This is a genomic window from Paenibacillus sp. A3 (assembly GCF_001399685.1).
GTDB lineage: Bacteria > Bacillota > Bacilli > Paenibacillales > NBRC-103111 > Paenibacillus_G.
Map to the genome: position 1 here is coordinate 1 of NZ_JTHN01000060.1, position 20,999 is coordinate 20,999.

At 53.7% G+C, this 20,999-nt stretch carries 19 protein-coding genes; 12 read left to right on the forward strand and 7 right to left on the reverse strand.

The annotated features are described in order from the left end of the window. From QJ48_RS38610 to QJ48_RS08825, 5 genes are all read right to left on the reverse strand, one after another. A partial coding sequence (locus QJ48_RS38610) for a hypothetical protein (protein ID WP_237762854.1) occupies window positions 1-204 on the reverse strand: 204 nt, incomplete at its 3' end. 994 nt (window positions 205-1,198) lie between these two features. Further along, a complete protein-coding gene (locus QJ48_RS08810) occupies window positions 1,199-1,825 on the reverse strand; it encodes a methyltransferase domain-containing protein (RefSeq protein WP_237762855.1) in 627 nt (208 codons plus the stop codon). Window positions 1,826-1,956: 131 nt separating this feature from the next. Next, complete coding sequence (locus QJ48_RS08815; protein ID WP_054973261.1) at window positions 1,957-2,592, reverse strand: acetyltransferase; 636 nt, start codon at window positions 2,590-2,592, stop codon at window positions 1,957-1,959. After that, window positions 2,589-3,731 (reverse strand): DegT/DnrJ/EryC1/StrS aminotransferase family protein, encoded by a 1,143-nt coding sequence (locus QJ48_RS08820; RefSeq protein WP_054973262.1) that lies wholly within the window; start codon window positions 3,729-3,731, stop codon window positions 2,589-2,591. Before QJ48_RS08820 ends, QJ48_RS08815 begins: the two co-directional genes overlap by 4 nt. 114 nt (window positions 3,732-3,845) lie before the next feature. Continuing rightward, window positions 3,846-4,712 (reverse strand): glycosyltransferase family 2 protein, encoded by an 867-nt coding sequence (locus tag QJ48_RS08825; protein ID WP_054973263.1) that lies wholly within the window; start codon window positions 4,710-4,712, stop codon window positions 3,846-3,848. A gap of 218 nt (window positions 4,713-4,930) precedes the next feature. Between QJ48_RS08825 and QJ48_RS08830 the strand changes: the two genes are divergently transcribed. From QJ48_RS08830 to QJ48_RS08840, 3 genes are all read left to right on the forward strand, one after another. Further along, on the forward strand, window positions 4,931-6,460 hold the full coding sequence (locus QJ48_RS08830; RefSeq protein ID WP_054973264.1) for a glycosyltransferase: 1,530 nt from the start codon (window positions 4,931-4,933) through the stop codon (window positions 6,458-6,460). A 466-nt stretch (window positions 6,461-6,926) separates the two neighbouring features. Further along, window positions 6,927-8,447 (forward strand): bifunctional ADP-dependent NAD(P)H-hydrate dehydratase/NAD(P)H-hydrate epimerase, encoded by a 1,521-nt coding sequence (locus QJ48_RS08835; protein ID WP_054973265.1) that lies wholly within the window; start codon window positions 6,927-6,929, stop codon window positions 8,445-8,447. Window positions 8,448-8,613: 166 nt separating this feature from the next. Beyond that, on the forward strand, window positions 8,614-9,858 hold the full coding sequence (locus QJ48_RS08840) for a PASTA domain-containing protein (RefSeq protein WP_054973266.1): 1,245 nt from the start codon (window positions 8,614-8,616) through the stop codon (window positions 9,856-9,858). 41 nt (window positions 9,859-9,899) lie between these two features. On the opposite strand, the gene xerS is transcribed toward QJ48_RS08840, so the two are convergent. Both xerS and QJ48_RS08850 read right to left on the reverse strand, forming a co-directional pair. Then, window positions 9,900-10,979 (reverse strand): tyrosine recombinase XerS, encoded by a 1,080-nt coding sequence (gene xerS / locus QJ48_RS08845; protein WP_054973267.1) that lies wholly within the window; start codon window positions 10,977-10,979, stop codon window positions 9,900-9,902. Between the two features lie 495 nt (window positions 10,980-11,474). Further along, window positions 11,475-11,915 (reverse strand): PCYCGC motif-containing (lipo)protein, encoded by a 441-nt coding sequence (locus QJ48_RS08850; RefSeq protein ID WP_054973290.1) that lies wholly within the window; start codon window positions 11,913-11,915, stop codon window positions 11,475-11,477. 378 nt (window positions 11,916-12,293) lie between these two features. On the opposite strand from QJ48_RS08850, the gene QJ48_RS08855 reads away from it, so the two are divergent. From QJ48_RS08855 to QJ48_RS08895, 9 genes are all read left to right on the forward strand, one after another. Next, window positions 12,294-12,566, forward strand: coding sequence for an acyl carrier protein (locus QJ48_RS08855; RefSeq protein ID WP_054973268.1), 273 nt, complete (start codon window positions 12,294-12,296; stop codon window positions 12,564-12,566). After that, window positions 12,553-13,923, forward strand: a complete 1,371-nt coding sequence (locus QJ48_RS08860) for a hypothetical protein (RefSeq protein WP_054973269.1) — start codon at window positions 12,553-12,555, stop codon at window positions 13,921-13,923. Before QJ48_RS08855 ends, QJ48_RS08860 begins: the two co-directional genes overlap by 14 nt. Before the next feature lie 21 nt (window positions 13,924-13,944). Then, the gene (locus QJ48_RS08865; protein ID WP_054973270.1) at window positions 13,945-15,051 is read left to right on the forward strand and encodes a hypothetical protein; all 1,107 of its coding nucleotides are present in this window, start codon (window positions 13,945-13,947) and stop codon (window positions 15,049-15,051) included. A 33-nt stretch (window positions 15,052-15,084) separates the two neighbouring features. Further along, a complete protein-coding gene (locus QJ48_RS08870; protein WP_054973271.1) occupies window positions 15,085-16,071 on the forward strand; it encodes an ATP-binding cassette domain-containing protein in 987 nt (328 codons plus the stop codon). A 55-nt stretch (window positions 16,072-16,126) separates the two neighbouring features. Then, a complete protein-coding gene (locus QJ48_RS08875; protein ID WP_054973272.1) occupies window positions 16,127-17,185 on the forward strand; it encodes a hypothetical protein in 1,059 nt (352 codons plus the stop codon). 156 nt (window positions 17,186-17,341) lie between these two features. Beyond that, window positions 17,342-17,881, forward strand: a complete 540-nt coding sequence (locus QJ48_RS08880) for a PadR family transcriptional regulator (RefSeq protein ID WP_054973273.1) — start codon at window positions 17,342-17,344, stop codon at window positions 17,879-17,881. A gap of 55 nt (window positions 17,882-17,936) precedes the next feature. Beyond that, window positions 17,937-19,070, forward strand: a complete 1,134-nt coding sequence (locus tag QJ48_RS08885; protein ID WP_054973274.1) for an MFS transporter — start codon at window positions 17,937-17,939, stop codon at window positions 19,068-19,070. A gap of 18 nt (window positions 19,071-19,088) precedes the next feature. After that, the gene (locus tag QJ48_RS08890; RefSeq protein WP_054973275.1) at window positions 19,089-19,838 is read left to right on the forward strand and encodes an arylamine N-acetyltransferase; all 750 of its coding nucleotides are present in this window, start codon (window positions 19,089-19,091) and stop codon (window positions 19,836-19,838) included. An 86-nt stretch (window positions 19,839-19,924) separates the two neighbouring features. Continuing rightward, window positions 19,925-20,899 (forward strand): aldo/keto reductase family oxidoreductase, encoded by a 975-nt coding sequence (locus QJ48_RS08895; protein ID WP_054973276.1) that lies wholly within the window; start codon window positions 19,925-19,927, stop codon window positions 20,897-20,899. Window positions 20,900-20,999 lie beyond the last annotated feature (100 nt).

A 20,999-nucleotide genomic window follows, 5' to 3' on the forward strand; every position in this document is an offset into this window, starting at 1 on the left:
GAGGTCCTTGAGCACCTTGAGTGCCGCGAGGTCCTTGAGTGCCTTGAGGTCCTTGAACACCTTGAAGGCCGCGCTGTCCTTGAGGCCCTTGAGGTCCCTGAGGTCCTTGAGATCCTTGCGTACCACGAGGTCCTTGAGGTCCTTGAGGTCCTCCTCCCTGAGGTCCTTGAGGCCCTTGAGGTCCTGTTGGCCCAACTGCTCCATCTGTCCGTGCAGCCTCCAAATGAGTAAAGTTGGACTCGGCTATCACAGTAACCGTTCCGGCGTTGGGTTGAAGAAATACCCCCAAGCTGTCACCCGGAGCGAAATTCATTTGAGCGGTGAAGTTTACTGTGAAAGGCAGGTCCGGATGATCCGTATCTCGGATGAATATCATTCCGGATTGGTTAGGTCCTGCCAATGCGAGTGCAACGTAGTCCACGGAGGGGTCCGGCAAGAGCAGAAGGCTGACGCTAATAGTATACACGCCCCCCTGGCTGGCGACGAAGGTTGAAGTCGCAGGGTTATACTCGCCGTTCAAATCATACTCAACGGTTGGAAAGGCTACGTTAAAAGGTCCGGATATTGTAATAATTTGGTTCGCCAATGCTCGAGCTCTAAATGCGGATTCGGCCAACTGGATATCACCTCCATATACTAATGTAGCTCCACTCTCAAAAACTTAAGATCGCGAAGCCTTTAATATAGTATGTGATAATTGGCAGCGAGCCTCGGCTCTTGCAGAGGTGAAATCGTATATTTTGAGATAGCCGTAAAAGCCTCTTTCGCCGCATAACCTATTTTTAACAAGAAAAATACGCTGGCGTGAGTGCTGCACGAAACTTACCGTGTTCTCAGGGATACCGAAGTAATCGTCGTCGCCGACGGCTCGGTAATCACCGTATGTTTTTCGGCGAGAAGGGATCAGCTTCGGGGAAGCGCTCGGTCGCGATGTCAGGCGAAACATCTGCGCCAAAGAAGCCCGGGGAGGAGATCGTGCTGTCCTTCGACGGGGACATGGTCATTTCGGCGGAGTTGATTCCGCAAGCTTCGCAGATGGTCTGAGGGAAGAGGTGAAGCAGGCTCTGGGGCTTCGATGTCGGCTACGGGAAGGGGCTGTTGCCAGTTTCGTGTTGACCACGACTTCGCCCGTTCACCGCAAAAAAGCCGTCTGCCAAGCGGCAGCCGGCTCTTCTAATCGTAATTGGGGGACAGTCATTCATTGTTCGGGAACAGTCTGCTTGGTCCCAATATACAGCGTATCTTTCTCGGACAAACCGTACAGGTTTGCTTCCTCCACACCGTATTTTTCCGCCAAATTAAATAAAACGACATGAAACCCGGCCGCTTCCAATCGACCAACGAATCCTTTACGATTATAAATGCGTACATGATCGTCTTGGCCGAAGTGTTCTTTTCTTGCTTGAGGCGAGGTCACCGCCGGGTCTTCCAGAATCTCCTCGAAGTTTGAAGCGATCGGCACTTGCAGAATGCTCCAGCCGTCCGGTTTCAATACGCGGTAGATTTCTGCCATCGCTTTGTGATCTTCGGTGATATGTTCTAATACATGGCTGCAAATAACGGCATCGAATGTTTCGTCTGCGTAAGGCATGGCCGTTAAGTCCACCCGCTCCATTTCCGCATCCTGAGGCATTAAGTCGCCGCATATATAGGAAATGTTCGAATGCCTTTTTAACCATTTTCTTAAATTTTTCTCGGGTGCAATGTGCAGTAATTTTTGCGGCCTCACGAGCAGATCCGTTTCCCGTTCAATATAGAATTTATACAATCTTTCCCTGTCGAAAGAGGAGCACACGGGGCATATGGCGGTCTGCTTGTTCCACATTTCATACTGGCACTTGGGGAAATCGTAAATATCCGGCCACGGGCGAAAGCGTACAATCGTATTATTACAATAAGGACAATAGTAAGGACCTTGGTGTTTAAGATGGTCAACCAAATGATTTTTCTCCTTTCCTAATCAAGCCGTTTTTTGATGACGGCCGGCACCCCCGCAGCCATAGTAAAGTCGGGGATATCGCCTTTGACAAAGGCACCGCCGCCAATCATAGACCAGCAGCCGATGCGGCATTTCTCCCGAACCGAGGAGCCGATGCCGATGTAGGCTCCTTCGCCCACGGCCACGTTGCCCGCCAGATTCACACCCGGGGCGATGGTGACATAATCGTCAATGACCGTATCATGACTGATGTTGGCGCTTCGATTGATGATCACATGGCATCCGATCTGGATATTATCGGTAAGGATGGCCCCTTCGCAAATCATGCTGCCTTGCCCGACGATATTTCTCCTCGACAAACGGACTTGCGGATGGACCAGCGGGTCTGCGATGCGGAATCCCGACCGGATGGTATCGTAAGCGAACCGCTTCTTTAACGCCGGGTCCCCGACCCCGGCACATAAGATCTCGACTTCATGCCGCATCGCTTCGATATCGTCAAGCGTTCCTAATACGGAAACTCCATTCACCAGTTGGCCCTTCATTTCTGGCCGTTCGTCCAGAAACCCCAGCACCTGCACACCCAGCTCGTCGCAAAGCCAGTTGACCTCGCGGGCGTGTCCGCCCGATCCCCAGATGACGATCTTTCTCATATGGCACCATTCTCCTCGGTAATGCTTCCAAGCACGTTCGCAATTCGCCCAACGGTGGCCTCATTCATTTCCTCCCAGAGCGGCAGACTGACAATATGTTCTGCAATCCGTTCCGTCACCCGAAGATCGGAGTGGGGGCAGCTTTGAAACTGCTTCTGCTGATGGCATGCCGGGGAGAAGTAAGTTCGGGCTTCAATCGAATGGGAGGCTAACCGCCGGATGACTTCCCGGTTGCCGAGAGAGTCCGGGCTCAGCAGAGAGAAAAATTGCAGGGGCACCTGTCCTTGCATCTTTTGGGCTAACCATCCGCGCTGCAATAAATCCTTCTGCTGCAGTTCACGGCGATAATAGCCAATGATCGTTTTTCTTCGCTCCTGCACTGCCTGGAACCCTTCGAGAGTGGCCAAGGCGATAGCGGCCGTATATTCGGATATTTTGCTGTTTAAGCCTAACATCACAGATTCCCTGAAGCTGGAGAAGCCGAAGTTTCCGGCCCGGCGGATTCGCTGAATGAGATCCTGGTCCGCGCTATACACCAGCCCGCCTTCTCCGACGCCAAACGTTTTGGTCGCGTGAAAGCTGAACACCACGGCTCCACCGAAGCCTGTGCCGAATTGTGCGGCATCCTCCGCAACAGTCGTTCCAAAGCTGGCAGCCGCATCGATGACGACCGGAATTCCTTCCTGCAACAGGTTATTGTATATGGATAAATCGATAGCCGAACCGAAAGTGGCGTAAGGAACGACGACCGCGATCTGCTCGCCTAGCCGCTCGACCGTCTCCTCCAACTGTGCTCTGTTCATTTGCCAATCGTCCGGTTCAATATCCAGAAAATACGGCTCAAGCCCGCACCACTCGGCGGCAAGCGGGGTCGCTGCAAAAGTAAAGCTGGGCATCACCGCATATTTGCCCCGGGGCCGCTTGCATTGCGAAATCGCCAGCATCAGCCCGATTGTAGCGTTATGCACCGTCACGGCTGCGCCGATGCCACCGAACATTTGGGCAATCACGCGCGTTTCAAACAGATGATTTAAGGGTCCGTAATTGGAGTAAATCCGGCTTGCTTCTATGTTTTCAAAATAAGAAAGCAACCGCTCCTTTTTGATTAAGTTCGGTCGCAAGAACGGAATTTCATACATGAGGCAACCTCTTCTCACTGGAATCCATTTTCCAATCCATGTGTACACCTTATAGTATGAACCCCACGAATGGGTGGAACGGCGAATAACTGGCTCTCCGATTTTCGCAATGCTTCATTCCATCGTATTCAAGATCGTATCGATCCGCTGAATGTCCGCTGCAAATTGCGGGTATCCCTGCACGCGTTTGCGGTAAGCAAGAAGGGCGGTTTTGTATGACTCCTCCGTTTCGAGAAAGCCGTCATCTCTGGAGGCGATCGTTATATCGAGCCATTCACTGAACGCTTTAAATCCAAGCGTGCTGTTGTTTTGGTTGGCATGTAACCGAAAGTGGCTGAGCGCTTCCGGAATATAAACCGCTTTTCCTTTGGACAATAGAGATAGCCAGGCAGCCATATCGTTGATCAGCGAATATTGCTTCCCGCGGTATACTCCGAACGGTTCGGTAAGGTCCGCCTTTTTAAATAAAACGGTCGTCGGCTCGCCGATCACATTTAAGCAGCGGGTTAACGCGATGTTCCCCAGCATTTTTCCATCCATCACTCTCGTCTCTTCGTAGAGTCTGACCGTTGCGGCGATGGGCGCAAGAAAGCTCCCCGATTCATTGATGGTTTGCCGGTAGGAGGTGACCAGCGTAATGTTTTCGAATTCGTGAAAAAAACGGAGCATCTTGGAGATCTTCTCTTTATGAAAAACGTCGTCATCCATCAAGTAATTGATATATTCCCCCGAGGCCAGATCGAAGCATTTGTGCCAGTTTTCAAGAAAAAGGTTTTTCTCGTTTTTGTGATATTTGATTTGGGGATAAGACGGCAGATAAGCGGCTTCCAGCATTTGTTGCACTTCGTTATTGGAGCTGTCGTCGCAAATAACGATTTCGATATTCGGGTAGGTTTGTTCGAGTACGCTGTCAATGGCGATTTTTAGCGTATGGGGCCGGTTATAAGCGGGAATAACGACACTAACCAACGGATGTTCCAAGATAACTCCACCTTTCATAAAAATAGTTGTGTCCCGCATTGTACGATAGAATTATTACCTCCCAGAGTATGCGTTCTCAAGCGAAATGTGCGTTCATACAAGGCTTTTGGGCGGACAAAGGTTAGGGTGGAGGAATACACTGCGTATGTGAAAAAAGAGAATGAATCGGCACTTGGGCTCCAGCTTGTATTCGACATTTGAGAAAGGGGAATCAACTCTTGTCATCGGACTTCATTCCTTTATTGACGGTTCATCTGTTTGTGACAGACAAGATTTCGAAGGATAAATTGAAACAACCGATCTTGAGGTTGGCAGAAAACCACATCACCGTGAAAATGTATGGACCTGATAATCCATTAGTCGACGCCGGCCCCCGGAAGCCACGCGTCTATGTTTCCATAGGAGATGAATGGAATGCTTTTACAACTCTAAAATCGCTGCCTGTTCAAGAAAAAAAACGTTGGCTGCACTTCCACTCGCCGGACGAACTCGAATCGTATAAATTGTTTTATTGCTGGCTCAGTGGGACGGATCCTCTCCCTGAAAACAAAACCGTTCCTCCAACCCGTTTTTCTTCCGATACGCCTCTGATATCCGTGTTCACGGCCAGCTACAGGTCAAAAGAAAGAATTCAACGCCCTTATCGATCGCTATTAAATCAGACTTACCCGAACTGGGAATGGGTCATTGTGGACGATTCCGGAGATGACGAGGAAACTTACAAGAATGACTTGCTTTCTTTGAAAGACCCGCGCGTGCGCAGATATCGTCAGGATTCCCGCAATGGCTATATTGGGGCGCTCAAAAGGTATGCCGCAGGCCTTTGTACAGGGGAAATCTTAGTCGAGGTGGATCATGACGACGAGCTGATGCCCGATTGCCTGGAGAAGATTGTTCGGGCATTTCAGCAAAATCCCGAATGCGGCTTGGTTTACGGGGATTGCACCGAGGTGTACGCAGAGAACCTTCATGCGCATTGGTACGGCTGGGATTGCGGTTTTGGCTACAGCGTATTTTATCGGGTCTGGCTGCACGCAATGAACCGCTGGCAAAATGCGCACAGACATACGACAATCAACGGCAATACGGTCCGCCATTTGGTCGGGTTGCCGAATCATCCGCGCGCATGGTCCCGGGATTGTTATCATCTGGTCGGGGGCCATCGCGATGAGTTGCTGGTGGCCGACGATTACGACATGCTGATTCGGACGTTTCTTTGTTCCAAGTTTGCGGCCGTTCCCGATTTACTCTATATCCAATATCGGAACGAAAGGGGAAACAACACCACTTTTCTAAGAAATAAGCAGATCCAGATTTTGGTTAGAGAACTGGAACGGGTTTACCACGATAGAATTCATTCGAGGCTGACCGAGTTGGAACTGCCGGAGCATCTGCCGTACAGCCGTATATGGGAGACCTCCGTACACGATCCCTCCCGCAAAACGGCTCACGTCATTCACGAAGACACTACCCGAGTTTCGATATTGTTCCCGATTCCACACTCTCATCCGGAAACGGAGCATACTCAATTAAGGAAGACCCTCCAAATGGGTATGAAGTCGGGCTTTAAGAACACCGAGGTTATCGTTGTGGGCCGTATCCCCAAGGAGGTGGAGTTTTTTGCTTCCCAAGCGCCTGCGGGGGCGATCCGCTGGTGGCCGATGGAGCCGGACGATTCATTGGAGACTTGCATCCAATATGCGAAGTATTGTGCATCTTGTAAAGAGAAAGTGGTTGTGATGCCTTAAAAGACAGGGCAGCATAAAGCGGGGAAGGAAGGAGCAGTTTGCAGAATAGAAGAGGTGATTTTATGCCCAAAATAACCGAGCTTATGCCCGTCTTTAATGCCGCACTTCATCTGGATGTCGCCGTATGCAGGACGGCCATCTAATGGCGTATTGATTGCTTTTCGTTATAGCAAACGGGAGCGGTGGCTGCAGCAACCACCGCTTTATTATTGCATTTGAACCGCTCAATCGTATGAAGCGTGCGCTCCATCGTAGCCCGGTCCGTTCGCATATCGATTCGAGAATGCGGATATCGGCGCTGTGCTGGATAACTGGAATGTATGCTTCTCTATTTTTGTAAAAGCTCACTTTCTCAACACAATATAGTTTACATAATAAATATTATGTAAACTATATTGGAACAAGCAAGCTGCCGATGAAATATGGTATAATAGTAAGAAACCCAAACCGTGGGAGGGCGGAGGCCATGTTTGCCGTCACGGCGGAAGAAATGAGAAGGATCGATCTGCATACGATTCAAACGGTCGGCATCCCGGCGCTTATGCTGATGGAGAATGCTGGCCGGGCCGTGGCGGAAGAAGGCATGGAGCTGTTCGATGGCCGCAGAGGCGCCTTGGCCGTTCTCGCAGGGAAGGGCAATAACGGCGGGGACGGACTTGTAGCCGCCAGACATTTGATCGAAGCGGGGTACGACGTTAAAATCATATATGCCGAATCCCCGGAATCGTTCCGTGGGGAAGCGGCGATTCAGCGGGACATCGCGTCCCGGTTAGGAATACCTTACGAAGTGTACGATTCGTCGTCAATCGATTGGAGAGGCTATAGCGGTATCATTGATGCACTGCTCGGAACCGGCAGCCGCGGGGCGCCGAGAGAGGCGTATGCCGCTTTGATCGGATCAGCGAATCTTTCCGGATTGCCTATCCTCTCCGTTGACTTGCCGAGCGGCTTGGACGCGAATACCGGGCAAGTCTCCGATCCTTGCATCCGGGCGACCCGTACCGTTGCGCTGGCTTTTACGAAGCGCGGCTTGGAGCAGTATCCGGGCGCAGAGCTTGCCGGCGAGGTGAAGGTGCGTTATATCGGCATCCCTCAGAAGGCGGCTGCTGAAGCGAATGTCCGCACGTTCCGGATCGAAGAGCCGCTCTTGTCTCGGCAGCTCCGGCTAGGGGATTACCGGCTGCGGCGGGCCGATTCGCATAAAGGCACCTACGGCCACGTGCTCGTTGCCGCAGGCAGCCGATCCATGAGCGGGGCAGGGCTGCTGTCCGCCAAAGCTGCGCTTCGAGGCGGAAGCGGCTTGGTTACGTGGGCCTTGCCGGATCGGCTGGCCGAGCCGATGTTCGGCCAGGAGGCCATGCTTGCTGGGCTGGAGGATGAGCAGAGAGGAGACTGGAGCGCTGTCCGGGCGGACGCTCTGGCGCAGCTCGCCGTCGGAAAAGATGCGCTGCTCTTCGGTCCGGGCGTCGGACGATGGGCACAGGACACGGCCTTCTTGCGAACGCTATGGGAGGGAACCGATTGCCCCCTCGTGCTTGATGCGGATGCGCTTAATATACTGGCGTCTGCGGGAGATGCCGCAGCTTGGCTGAAGCGCGGCGCACCGGTCGTACTGACGCCGCACCCGGGGGAAATGGCGCGCTTGACCGGCTCCTCTGTACCGATTGTCCAGCGGGATCGCATTGAGACGGCCCGCCGTTATGCGGCGCGCACCGGCATGACGCTTGTCCTGAAGGGGGCGCGGACGGTGATTGCCGATCCTGAAGGGAGCGTTTATGTCAACCCGACCGGCAATGCAGGCATGGCTACCGGAGGGGCCGGGGACGTGCTGGCGGGAATCATCGCTAGCTTGTTGGCCCAAGGCTGGCGCGGTCCTGAGGCGGCAGCGCTTGGGACATATCTCCACGGCGCAGCCGGAGACCGGGCGGCCGTCAGCCGCGAGCTTCCTGCATCGCTGACAGCCGGGGATATTATCGATCATTTGTGACGGTTATCGGCATTTACAATTAATACAATTGATTATACTTGTCATTAATATTTAATGACGTTTAATATAAATTTCGACACGTTTATGTTCTTTTTTCGTCATAAACGCCTCAAAAAAATCATTCGGCTGTCGAATACTATAATTATGACGTTTGAAGGAGGTTTCCATGGAGAAATCCATCAATCAACGTTACGTGCTAACCGAGCCGATTCTTCCAATGTTAAGCGGAATGCTATACAGCGGGAAAGATTTGCCTTTGCGAAGAGACGTCGTTTTTTTCGTCGTGGAAAGCACGGACGAAGCCGCCAAAGAGGCGTATATCCGCAAGCTGCGCGAGGTCGCGCCGCTTAGCGACAATCGTTTTTTACATATCCTCGATGTAGGGATGGAGCCGAATTATATTTTTGCCGTGCTGAAGACGTTCGACGGCAAGCCGTTTATCCAAGAGCTGAAGGGGCATCGGTTTACCCCGGAGGAAACGGTCTCCAAAGTGCTCGAGCTTGGAAAAGGCCTGATGGATGCGCTGGAGGAAGGGATATCCGGGTGTTCCGTACATGCTGCGAACCTGTGGCTCAACGATGACGGTCAGCTCAAGATCATTAATTATTGGGAAAAAGGGACACACACGCAGCGCGGCGCTCAAGGTCTTGGCTGCCTGCTGTACCAGATCCTGACCCGTTCCGAATCGATCCCGGTTTCGTTCGATACGATAGAGCTCCGTCTTCGCGAAGCGCTTGCGACGATTCCGGGCGTAGAACAGGACCTGCTGATTTCCACGCTGCGCCGGGTGTGGAACGATCAGGAAACGCTAGCTTCGTTTATGCTCGTACTGCAGAGCTTGCGGCAGGACACGGCCATCAGGCAGGAGGTGTCCATGCCGGTATGGGATAGGCAGGTCCGGGAAAAGACAGAACCGGAGAGAGCTTACGAAGAGGAAGATCCGGTTGAAGAGGAAGATGAGGCTCCGCCCCGGAGAAGCTTGGGACGGGCAGGCCGTAAGCTTCTGGTCGGTACGGCAATTGCCTGCTTGGGAGGCGCCGCAGCTTTCGTATGGCTGGGGAAGGATCATGAGGAACCTTCGAGCAAGGGAGCCTCGCCGGCCCAAACCGAGCATCGCGCTCCCGTACCGCATCAGACGTACGACAAGCCAGCCGGACCAGAAGTCGTGGAGACGAATGATTCGAATCCGAATCAAGCGGAAGACGAAATCGTATTCGTTCCTAATTTGATCGGGTTGCAGAACGATACAGCCGGCAAGCAGGCCATGGCGGCCGGTTTGCGGTTCGAATTCGCCATGGAGGTGAACGAGCGCGAGGAAGGCACGGTGTTTAAGCAGGAGCCGGCTGCCCAAACGCAAGTCCCTAAAGGAACCCGGGTCAAATATTGGGTAAGCAAAGGAAAGCAGCAATAAGCAAGCCGGCCCCGAGCGAGACGGGGACCGGCTTACAGGCGTTATTCCGAAGGCTTATCGATCGCTTCGGCCATCGTTTTATCGGTCAGGTGGGCGTAAATTTGCGTCGTTTCCGGCGACGCGTGCCCTAGCTGCTCCTGCGTTTTGTACAAATCGTTGCGCAGGTAGTAGTCGGTCGCGAACGAGTGGCGCAGCTTATGCACGGACAAGTAAGGCTTGCCGAACCGTTTGGCGTATTTGATCACCATCTCCTGTATGGCGCGCTTCGTCATGCGCTCGCCTTCTTTTTTGCCGTTGGCGACGGCAAGGAAGAGGGCCTTTTCCCGTTTGGGCGCTTTGTATCTCAGCTGGCGCTGCTCCAAATACGCGGACAAGCAGTCGACGGCTTCCTGCCGGAAATAAACCGGCGTCTTGAATGTATCGTCGTTTTTACCTTTGCGGTATACATACGTCAGCTTTTTCTTCAAGTCGATGTCTTCGACATTGAGATTAAAAACCTCGGATACGCGGAGGCCCGAATTCAGGATCAGGCTGATGATGCAGACGTCGCGAACCTTGTTGAGCTCGTAAGAGTAGAGCGCCTGCTTGTTGTTGGCGACATCAATCGGATAGCCGGTTTGGACGTACTCGATAAATTCCGCGATTTCCGATTCCTGCAGCAGCTTCCCCTCCAGCTTGGCCGCGGTATCCTTGGGCTTATGCGTGCGCTTGATTTCGACTTTGGCCATCACGTTGCGCTTCAGCAGCGGATAGAAGTTTTCGTCTTCGGCAATTTGGCTCAAATAATGGAACAGCGACCGCAGCGAGGACAGCTTGCGGGCGATCGTCGTTTTGCCGTTCGAATTTTCTTTGCGCGTGGCGAGGAACATTTTGAAATTGTCGATGCTGTCCATATGCAGCCGTTCCAAATCGACGAGCGGCACGTCCTTTACCGTTGGCGCGGACGACAAGCCTTCCGCAAGCAGCCATGAAAAGAAGGTATCGTAGTCCCGCACATATTCAAGCAGCGAGGAAGGGGAGAGATCGGGCAGCTTGTAATTGATGAATTTCTCCACATACCATGGCATGGAGGGCAATTTTTTCTCCAGCTCGCTGCGGTCTTTGATTTTGATAATATTCATGCGAACGGCCTCCATACGAATAAATAGTTTACATAATAAATGTTATGTAATGTCGTGAACTTGCTAAGAAAGCGCCAAATGATGTAATAGAAGTGTACAAGGGAGCGTGGGGCCGCTTCCGGTCGCTGTTCTCCCCGCAATTTTGAATTCGAGAAAGGAAGCTCAGTTCGATTACTTGGCGGGGGACCCGGGCGGGTAATTTCCGCAGACCAAGGCGAACGTGATCGCTCTTCAGAGGAGATCGCCTCCGCTTGTATTTCTGTTCTTGTTAAATGACCGCTTTCCGCGTATTTTGTTTACATAATAATATTTATGTAAACTTATTGGTCGATATCATGAAACTGTCCGGTTCCTTAAATTTAATTATGGGAGAGCAGGAACTGGTCTGTCAATTGTAATCGGGTGTCCTGGTATCCGGGGCATGCGATAAATTGCCGATGCCAAAAAACGCCGACTGCTTGAAATAGCAGCGGCGTTTCCGGCTCGCCAGGCGGATTAAGCGGGCAGGGGAGTCGGAGTCGGTTTAGCGTAGCCTTTTTGATACTGCTTGTCGATTTGCTCGCGGATGTCTTTGGCCGATTGGCCCTGCTGCTGCCACTGCGCGGATTTGACGGCAATTTCCAGACATACGCCGCAGCGGGTGGCGTGATCGTCCCATACGACCGAACCGTCGGACGCGGTTTCTTTAATGAAGCAGTTCATGTTGCTTTGATGCCCTGCGCTCTCGCCGCAGCCGCAATAGCAGGGGATATTGCGAAGCAGATCCTTCGTCTGGGCCGCAACCAAATACGCTTTCTTCATCTGCTCCGGCTGCTTGTCCAAGAAGGAGGGCAGCGTGCTCAGCGAAGCCGTCTTCTCTTGCAAATCGCCGCTCGGCGTTTGATGCGGGGCATGAGACTCCTCCGCCGGCTTGGCGCCGCCGCAAGCGCTCAGCATCAGCAGAAGGGCGGTCGAAGCCAGAACTACCGTTGTACGTCGAAACAATGGATTCACCTCGTCGCATTCGCTTTATTTCGATCAGATTATACCATACCCTCGTATACCATGACAAAAGCAGCTTGGCCCCGGGTCGTACTTGTTTCGCCGCAATCATCGACACCGTCAGGATCGGCTGACGAAGAGCAAGGTCTTGCGGCCTAGACGCCCTCCACTTACGTGATCCTTTGCGCAAACAATTTCCTTCTCAACCTGGAAAATGAAATGGATTGTATCCCATAATAGTGGAAATTTATCCCTCCCCACCTCCATACCGATATGCCATAATGAAAAGGAATGAGCCTAAAGTACCTTATATGCCAAGAGGAGGGAATTGATGTGTTCGATGCGATCGTCCAAATTTTGTGCCAAATTAAGGAGGACAACCCGTCGCTGCGGGAAAGGCTTACGCTCGAAACGGATTTGAACAACGATGTCGGGCTGGATTCGCTGCAAATGCTCAACTTTATGGTCAAGATAGAGGAAGAGCTAAAGATCGAGATCGATTACGATGAATTCGATTATGTTCATCTTCGCTCCATCGGCACGTTTATCGACTTCTTAAACCGGTGTGCTCCGGTCAAGGGCGCATACGAGCATGCTGTCGAGTAAAGCCGCCGTCGCTTTGCGCAAAACGGTCATGGGCACGTTTGACCCGGAAACGCGCTGGAGAGATGCTCTGTTGTCGATGCTGCCCCGAATTCCCGATCCGGAAAGGGACCGGCTCGTTCTTTGCATGGATGAACTGCTTTTCCCGTTATGCGGGCCGGACGATATATTGGTTACCCGCTGCCGGATCGATGACGCGCTGCTGGACTATTTCGATAAGCTGGGCGTCTCGTTCCACCACCGCAGCATTGTGGACTTGACTTCGCCGGAGGCCGAAGGAGCGCTGCGCACGGAGCATTTCGCGTCGTGCATCTTTAAGCTCGCTTCCCGGGATAGAATCCCCGGCACCGAAGCGGACAAGCCGTATATGCTTGTGCCGTATGCGGTAACGGAGGAGGCGCATGAGTACGCGGGGAAAGGGATTTTCGCCAACCCGCTTCCGGATTTGGCAGTGGTGAAGCGCGTGAATTCCAAGCTGTACCACCATCGGCTGCTGGAGGACATGGGACTGCACACGTACGGGATGCCGGCCATGAGTACGGAGGAAGTGGAGCAATACGGCATCGAGCTGCTGCATAAAGGCGCTTTTCTGATCAAGGACCCGTTTGGCGTTTCCGGCAAAGGCAACTTGCTGATCGAAAGTCCGTCGCTGCTGAAGCGGATCGTTTCGTACCTGCGGAAGCAAGAAGAAGCCGGTTCCCAGACGCTCTTTTTGCTCGAACCGCTATTGCCCAAGGCGGCCGACTTCTCCAGCCAATGGCTGCTTGAGCCGGACGGCTCCCGGCAGCTGATTTCCATCCAACGGATGATGAATCGCCAGCAAAATTACGGGGGCTCGGTCACGGCGGAAGCCGCCTTTGTGAATTCTCTCGAACAAAAAGGGTATTTCCGGATGCTCGAGGCAGCCCTGCACGAGCTGTATCTGGACGGCTATTTTGGATACGTTTGCTTCGACTCGATGATGTTGGAGGACGGGGAGCTTGTCCCGATCGTCGAGATTAACGCCCGGATGTCGATGGGGCTCATCAATGCCCATCTGGACCGGCTGCTTGCAGGCTGGAATCTCAAGGGCTGGCTTACGTATCTGTCCGTCGCTCTGCCGGATGAATTCCGATTTGAACGGCTGCTCCAAGCGCTGGAAGATGAACAGCTGTTGTTTACCCCGCTGCGGCAAAGCGGCATCATGCCGCTATCCTCCGGTACGTTAACCGTGAACGGCAGCTCGTGGGGACGGTCGTCGGGAAAGCCGAAGGGCCGGTTGTATGTGTCGGTGATCGGACAGACGGAGGAGGTAAGGGAGGAAACGCTAGAGCGGCTGAAGCAAGTGCTGCACGACCTCTCGGTTACAGTATTCCATTAACGGAAGGGCAGGGAGCTGTCCATGACCAAAGACGCGATCACGCTATTGGCCTCGGGCAATTCGCTCGGCGCCTATATTCCTGCCATTCATCTACGGGAATACCTTGCGCACCAACATATACGGGCGGAAGTGCAGGTGCTTGAAACGCTCTATCGCGAGGAGACCCGCAGCAAAATCAATGGGTATAAAAAAGCGTTTCACAATAACTTTTCCGTCGCCTTGACCGGGCATAGGATGGCCAAAGACATCAGCCCGAATCTCGACGATTCGGCGGTTCGCCGGCTGCACGCGCATTGGCGGCAAACAGGCTGCGCGACATTCATCGCTTTTACGGGGTTTTGGCTGCCTATTCTGGATGCCTACAAGGAGGTTGCGGGGTTTCCCATCCATATCGAATGGATTCATATGGATGCTTGTGATACCCCTTCGTATAAGGTTTATAAGTCTTCCCACCACCAGTACCGCAATGTTCAATTTTACGATCCCGAGCTGGGAAGCCCCGGTTATTTGATCGCGCCGCCGGACGCAGAGGCCGCATCCTTCGAGGCACGGAACGACCGGTTTCTTATTCATGGCGGCGGCTGGGGGATCGGCACCTACCGGGACAAAATCGAGCGGCTGCGGCGCGGCGGCTGCAGGCTGGATATCATTGCGTATGACGAGAGCGAAGTGCAGGAGGACGACGGGGAAACCCGCTATTTTATGGTGGATCCCGACTGGAGTCCGTGGATTAAGGATGCCGGGGGAATACATACCTATCCTCCGATGCTGGAGCTCGTGAGGCGGCAGGGGACGGTCGAACGGCGTAGAATGCCGGACTACGCTTCTTATTTGGAGCTTGTTCGCCTAAGCCGGGCGATTATCAGCAAGCCGGGAGGAGCTACCTTGAACGATTCGCTGGTGTATGCTACGCCGCTGCTGCTGCTTGAGCCGTTCGGAAATCACGAGGAAAGCAATGCAGCCTTTTGGAAGCGGTGCGGATTCGGCATCGGCTATGACGATTGGGAGGAGGACGGATTTCCGGCCGCGTCTTTGCAGGCCTGCCATGAACGGCTGCGAAATCAGCGTGTTACAGCCTGCCACTACGGGAGGGAATTTGATACGGCCCCAAAAGAGCGTTACGTCTAATCCACCAGCCTTGTCAAAGATCAGGAGGACGCCATGGAACGGATCCGGGTGAGCGGACTGCACAAAACCTACGATTATTACACGAAGGAAGCGGGTCTCCGGCATTCCTTGAAAAATTTGTTTTCCCGCAAAACGTTGACGAAGGAAGCGGTCAAGTCGATTTCGTTCGAGATCGCCTCTGGGGAATGCGTCGGTTTCATCGGGCCGAACGGAGCCGGGAAGACGACGACGCTGAAGATGCTTTCCGGGATTCTGCATCCGACCGGCGGGGAAGCGTCGGTGTTCGGCCATACGCCATGGGAGCGCAAAAACGAATTCAAGCGCATCTTCTCGTTGGTCATGGGGCAAAAAAATCAGCTGTGGGTTGATTTGCCCGCCATCGAATCGATCTACCTGAACAAATGCATTTACCAGATTCCGGATGACGCCTACGAGCGGATGCTTGCCGAGCTGTCGGAGATGCTGGATGTGAAGCATTTGCTGCAGGTTCAGGTCCGGCGGCTGTCGCTCGGCGAACGGATGAAGATGGAGCTGATCGCTGCGCTCATCCACAGCCCCAAGCTGTTGTTTCTGGACGAGCCGACGATCGGCCTCGATCTGATCTCGCAGAAGAAGATCCGGGAGTTTCTGACTTATTACAACGAACAATTCAAGGCAACCTTAATTTTGACCAGCCATTATATGAAAGATATCGAGGACGTCTGCAAGCGCACGATCGTCATTAACGAAGGCCGGATTTTGTATGACGGCGATTTCAAGAAAATCAACGAGCTGTTCAACGAAGTCAAGGTGCTGAACGTTCAGTTTTCCGAGCCGGTGCCGGAAGAAAGCCTGAGGCCGCTCGGCTGCGTCACGAAGCGCGACTCGTATCACGCGGTAATCGAGCTGCCGAAGGAACATTTGAAGCCGGTATCCCGGATGCTGCTCGACCGGTTTCCGGTTGTCGACTTCACGGTGGCGGACCTCCCGCTTGAAGAAAGCATTGCCAAGCTGTACGGCAAAGAAGTAGCCACCGGATGACCCCGCAGGCGAAAACAACCGCTTCTACTTCAGAAAGGCAGGGGGAGTTTATGTTATGAATCGGTATCAATTGCCGCTGCAGCCGCCGCCGATCAAAGGCTTCTTGCGCTGGGCGTATACATTATCGATTACGCACAATTACGAGGAGACGCTGTCTTGGTACTACACCAATTTCATCCAAATGTCGTGCACAAAGCATTTTCTGGAGAAACGGCGGACGTTTTTTTTCGATTTTTTCCGGGGCAAGCCGAACGAGCTGAATTTCAACAATCCGTTTCTTTTGACCTGCGCCGTCAATTATGAGCTGTTGTCGGGCTATCGGCCGGATGAGCTTGTCGAGTTTATGATCGGGCGCATAACGCAAGGCTATTATGCGATCGTCTTCATCGACGAATCGAAAATTACGGCCAGCCCTGCCTATGATGGCGACGCTTTTCCCCATCATCTGATGCTCTCCGGATACGACTTGAAGGAACGAACGTTCGATGTGTCGATGTTCGATTTAAATCAGGTGTACCGGACGATCAAAATCCCGTTCGAGGAATTCAGTAGCGCCTGTGAATCGATGAAGCGGCTTATCGAGAGCGGACTTGAGGCGGATCACCATACGTTTTTTTACCGGTTTAACGGGGAGCATCCCTTTGCGTTCGATCCGGTGGCGGTTGCGGATCAGCTGCGCGATTATTTGAATAGTGAGACTCATTTGAACCGGATCAACTATAACCCGGACGGCGAAGTGTTCGGTCTGGAGACATACGAGTATCTCCAGCTGTATTTCAAGGCTGCTGCGGAGCGGCATCCCTCGTTGGTGTGGCCTAATGCCGTAAGGCATCTGCATTTGCTCTGGGAGCACAAAAAGGTGATGGCAGACCGAATCCGGTACTTTACGCAGCACGGCATCATCGAGCAGGACGAGGAGCTGCAGCAGTCGTTCGAAGAGCTCGCAAACAAGGCGAAGCTGCTGCGCGATCAGCTGGCCATCGCGGAGATGAAGGGCGATGACCGCATTTACGCGAAGATGCCCGCCAAGCTGGAGGCGATTAAGGAAAGAGAGCCGGAACTGCTGGAGCGGCTGTTAAAGCGCGTGGAGGCGGGCCAGCCGGTACGGACATAACTCGAAAAAGGAAACAGCTGCTTGCGGGCGGCTGTTTTTTCATGCGCTGCGGATTGGACCTTTAGATTTACATTTTCATGGTTGAACCGATCGGCGCTTCGACATATACTATATCGTAACGATATGTCGGCACGATATAATAAAAGGAGGGTCACGATGTACGACTTGTTCGTTTTAGGGGAGTTGATGGTAGGAGACACTCACGGCTACCAGCTTCAAGAAAGACTGAGACGCGCCGTTGGTCCGGTTCGGCAGATTAGCTCGGGAACGCTGTATCCGCTCCTTTCTCGGCTGGTGGAGCATGGGTGGATCAGCCTCCGGCTTGAGGAGCAGGAGGGCGGGAGAGCGCGAAAAATTTACAAGCTGACGGAGGCCGGAAGAGAACGATTTTTTGAACTGATGGACAGCCCGCTGGATTACACGGCGGAGACGGAGCTGATGTTTCATTTTAAGATGTCCAATTTTCCTTTTGTCACAAAAGAAGTCCGGCTCGCGTCTTTAGAACAGTATCTGAATTACCTCCAGCACAACCTGAAATATGTGGATTCCGTCGCCCGCATGATCTCCAGCAAGAAGATGGACGAGCGGAAACGCGCGCAAGTGCTGCGAATGCTCGATCACCGGAAGCATGTCGGGCTGGCGGATGCGGAGTGGGTCGCGAAGGAGCTGGAACGCATGAAAGCAGCCGAGGAATAGCAATAGCCTGCCTCATGCAGCTTAGAATTTGACTACATCAAGGAGGAAACAAAAGATGGAGCGTCTATGGACCAAGCCGTTCATTCAACTGACGGCAGGCATGCTGTTCCTGTTTACGGGCTTCTATTTGCTGCTGCCGACGATGCCGCTGTTCATCAAGCAATTAGGCGGCAGCGAGTCGCAGGTCGGATTTGTCGTCGGCGTATTCACACTGTCTGCGGTCATTTTTCGCCCGATTGTCGGAGGCTTGCTCGACCGGTACGGCCGGAGGCCGTTTATCGTTTGGGGGCTGCTGCTCTTCGTCGTGGCGATGTATTTGTACAGCTGGGCAGGAGGTATCGTCGTTTTGCTTGCGCTGCGGATCGTGCACGGCATGAGCTGGGCGCTGTCTACAACGGCCGTCGGGACGGCCATTACGGATGTGATTCCGCCAGCCCGGCGCGGGGAAGGGATGGGCTGGTACGGGATGGCGATGACCGTAGCTATGGCTATCGGTCCGATGCTTGGCATATGGATGCTGCAAAAGCTTTCGTTCCACGGTCTGTTCCTGTACGCTACCGGTTTTGCGGCCGTGGCTCTGCTTCTGGCTCTTGGAACCAAAATACCGTTTCAGCCGAAAGCGGTCACCGGGCGCATTCAATTGGTGGAAAAGTCGGTATTGTCCGTGACGGTGGCGATTTTCTTTCTGGCCGTTCCTTATGGAGGCATTACGACCTTCTTGCCGCTTTTCGCCGAATCGATCAAGGTGAATCCGGGTACTTTTTTTCTGGTCTATGCCGTGGCGCTGACGCTGATTCGCCCCATCGCCGGAAAGCTCTCCGATAGGTACGGCGAGTCGTTTATCATTATCCCGGCGCTTGGGACGACGATGGCGGCGCTGCTTGTATTGAGCTTTTCCAGCGGGCTGACCGGCGTGATCGTAGCGGCCGTATTGTACGGGATCGGATTCGGTTCCGCGCAGCCGGCGCTGCAAGCGGCGACGCTGCGGCTTGCGCCTGCGGACCGCAAAGGGGTGGCCAACGCTTCGTTCTTTACCGCGTTTGACTTGGGCATCGCGCTCGGCTGGGTTTCTCAGCATACGGGGTACCAGGCATTGTTTACGGTTAGCGCCGTATCGGTGGCGGTTTCGTTGATCCTGTTTGCCGTCTTCGTAAGACAGCTGCTGCGCGCCGCGGTGCCGCAAAATTAATTCCGGGAGGGAATGGAAATGGATGTAAGTATTTACTTGCAGCGCATCGAAGTGGCAGAGCCTGTTCAACAGACTTTGGAAAGCTTGACGCAGCTGCAGAAGCGGCACGAGACCCGAATTCCTTTTGAAAATTTGGATATCCTACGGGGCATTCCGATCGCGCTTCAGACGGGCGACCTCTTCGAGAAACTTGTCAATCGACGGAGGGGTGGCGTCTGCTATGAATTAAACGGACTGTTCAGCGAGCTGCTGCGCCGGACTGGATTCGAGACCCATATGATTGCCGCAACCGTCTATCGGGGAGAAGGCCAATGGGGGACGGAAGGCTCGCATGCAACCAATCTCGTTCGTTTGGAGGGGCGTCCATATTTGGTTGACGTCGGCTTTGGCGGCAACTCCCCGCGCCGTCCGGTGCCCATAACCGGGGAGGAGATTCAGGACACGGACGGCTTCTACCGGATCAGACCGTATCCCGAGCTGCGGAACGGTTACATTTTGGAGAAGAAAGAGGACCGGGACTGGACGATCTTGTACAGGTTTGATCTGGAACCGAAGCAGCTCAAGGATTTTGCCGAGGTGTGCGACGTGACGCAATATGCCCCGGAATCGCCGTTCAACAAAGTTTATTTCTTAATGAAAGTGACGGAGGAAGGCCGGATGACGCTGTTCGATCATTCCTTGACCGTGGTCGACGGCCCGAATAAAACCAAAGAGACGATCGAAGCAGGTCGCATCGACGACATCTTGGACCGGTTTCTCGCTCCCTAAGTCCGGTGTACCATTGCGGCGGCTCCCGAGCTTGACATATAATAGCGACAGACTTACAAGAACAAGGCAGAGGAGCGTACATACGCATGAACAAACCGATTCCATTACATAAACACGGTTTTCCCGCCAGCCGGATCGTGCTTGGCTGCATGGGGCTCGGCGGAAGCTGGGACCGGGAGCCGTCCACGGCGGAGCACGTCAAGCAGGCGCACGAAGCGGTCGAGGCGGCGCTCACCGCAGGCATCAATATGTTCGATCACGCGAATATATATACCAAAGGCAAAGCCGAGCAAGTGTTCGGTCAAGTGTTGAAGGAGCGTCCAGACCTGCGGGAGCGGATCATGATTCAATCGAAATGCGGCATTCGCTTCGAGGAAGAGGGGGTTCCGGGGCGTTACGATTTCTCGAAGGAGCACATTGAAGCGAGTGTCGACGGGATTTTAAGACGCCTCGGCATCGACACGCTGGATATTTTGCTGCTGCACCGGCCCGATCCTCTGATGGAACCGGAAGAGGTGGCGGAAGCGTTCCAGCGGCTGCACGAAAAGGGCAAAGTGAAAGCGTTCGGCGTCTCGAACATGAGCGCGGCGCAAATCCGCTTCCTGCAGTCCGCGATCCGGCAGCCGCTGATCGCGAATCAGCTGGAAATGAGCCTGCTCAAGCTGGACTGGCTGGATGCTGGCGTGCATCTGAACCAGCCGCAGGGCACAGGCGTTTCGTTCCCGGAAGGGACGATGGAATTTTGCCAGATGGAACATATCCAGATCCAGGCATGGAGCCCGCTCGCACGGGGCCTGTTCACGGGTGGCGACTTGTCCGGACAGCCGGAATCCGTCCGGGCCACCGCAGCCTTGGTCAGCCGTATGGCCGAGCAGAAGGACGTATCGCCCGAAGCGATCGTGCTGGCATTTTTGCTGCGCCATCCCTCAGGGATCCAGCCGGTGATCGGCACCGTGCGTCCCGACCGCATCCGGGCTTGCGGCGAAGCGGAGCGGGTGACGCTGACGCGGGAAGAGTGGTACACGCTCTACGTCACCTGCCGAGGCCGCAACATGCCTTAAGCTGCTCGTTCTGAGGGAACCCCCGCTTTCGATTGCCGGCCACCGCTGACTCGTTTCGTGTTAAGTTCAATTCAACAGAACATGTTCAGAAAGTGTGAGA

Bases quoted from the DNA above. Each gene is read 5' to 3' on its own strand.
- QJ48_RS08875 (WP_054973272.1), top strand. From the start codon at position 16,127: ATGAATCGGTATCAATTGCCGCTGCAGCCGCCGCCGATCAAAGGCTTC.
- QJ48_RS08820 (WP_054973262.1), bottom strand. From the start codon at position 3,731: ATGTATGAAATTCCGTTCTTGCGACCGAACTTAATCAAAAAGGAGCGG.
- QJ48_RS08835 (WP_054973265.1), top strand. From the start codon at position 6,927: ATGTTTGCCGTCACGGCGGAAGAAATGAGAAGGATCGATCTGCATACG.
- QJ48_RS08885 (WP_054973274.1), top strand. From the start codon at position 17,937: ATGGAGCGTCTATGGACCAAGCCGTTCATTCAACTGACGGCAGGCATG.
- QJ48_RS08815 (WP_054973261.1), bottom strand. From the start codon at position 2,592: ATGAGAAAGATCGTCATCTGGGGATCGGGCGGACACGCCCGCGAGGTC.
- QJ48_RS08850 (WP_054973290.1), bottom strand. From the start codon at position 11,915: ATGCTGAGCGCTTGCGGCGGCGCCAAGCCGGCGGAGGAGTCTCATGCC.
- QJ48_RS08810 (WP_237762855.1), bottom strand. From the start codon at position 1,825: ATGTGGAACAAGCAGACCGCCATATGCCCCGTGTGCTCCTCTTTCGAC.
- xerS (WP_054973267.1), bottom strand. From the start codon at position 10,979: ATGAATATTATCAAAATCAAAGACCGCAGCGAGCTGGAGAAAAAATTG.
- QJ48_RS08870 (WP_054973271.1), top strand. From the start codon at position 15,085: ATGGAACGGATCCGGGTGAGCGGACTGCACAAAACCTACGATTATTAC.
- QJ48_RS08890 (WP_054973275.1), top strand. From the start codon at position 19,089: ATGGATGTAAGTATTTACTTGCAGCGCATCGAAGTGGCAGAGCCTGTT.
- QJ48_RS08895 (WP_054973276.1), top strand. From the start codon at position 19,925: ATGAACAAACCGATTCCATTACATAAACACGGTTTTCCCGCCAGCCGG.
- QJ48_RS08860 (WP_054973269.1), top strand. From the start codon at position 12,553: ATGCTGTCGAGTAAAGCCGCCGTCGCTTTGCGCAAAACGGTCATGGGC.
- QJ48_RS08840 (WP_054973266.1), top strand. From the start codon at position 8,614: ATGGAGAAATCCATCAATCAACGTTACGTGCTAACCGAGCCGATTCTT.
- QJ48_RS08865 (WP_054973270.1), top strand. From the start codon at position 13,945: ATGACCAAAGACGCGATCACGCTATTGGCCTCGGGCAATTCGCTCGGC.
- QJ48_RS08880 (WP_054973273.1), top strand. From the start codon at position 17,342: ATGTACGACTTGTTCGTTTTAGGGGAGTTGATGGTAGGAGACACTCAC.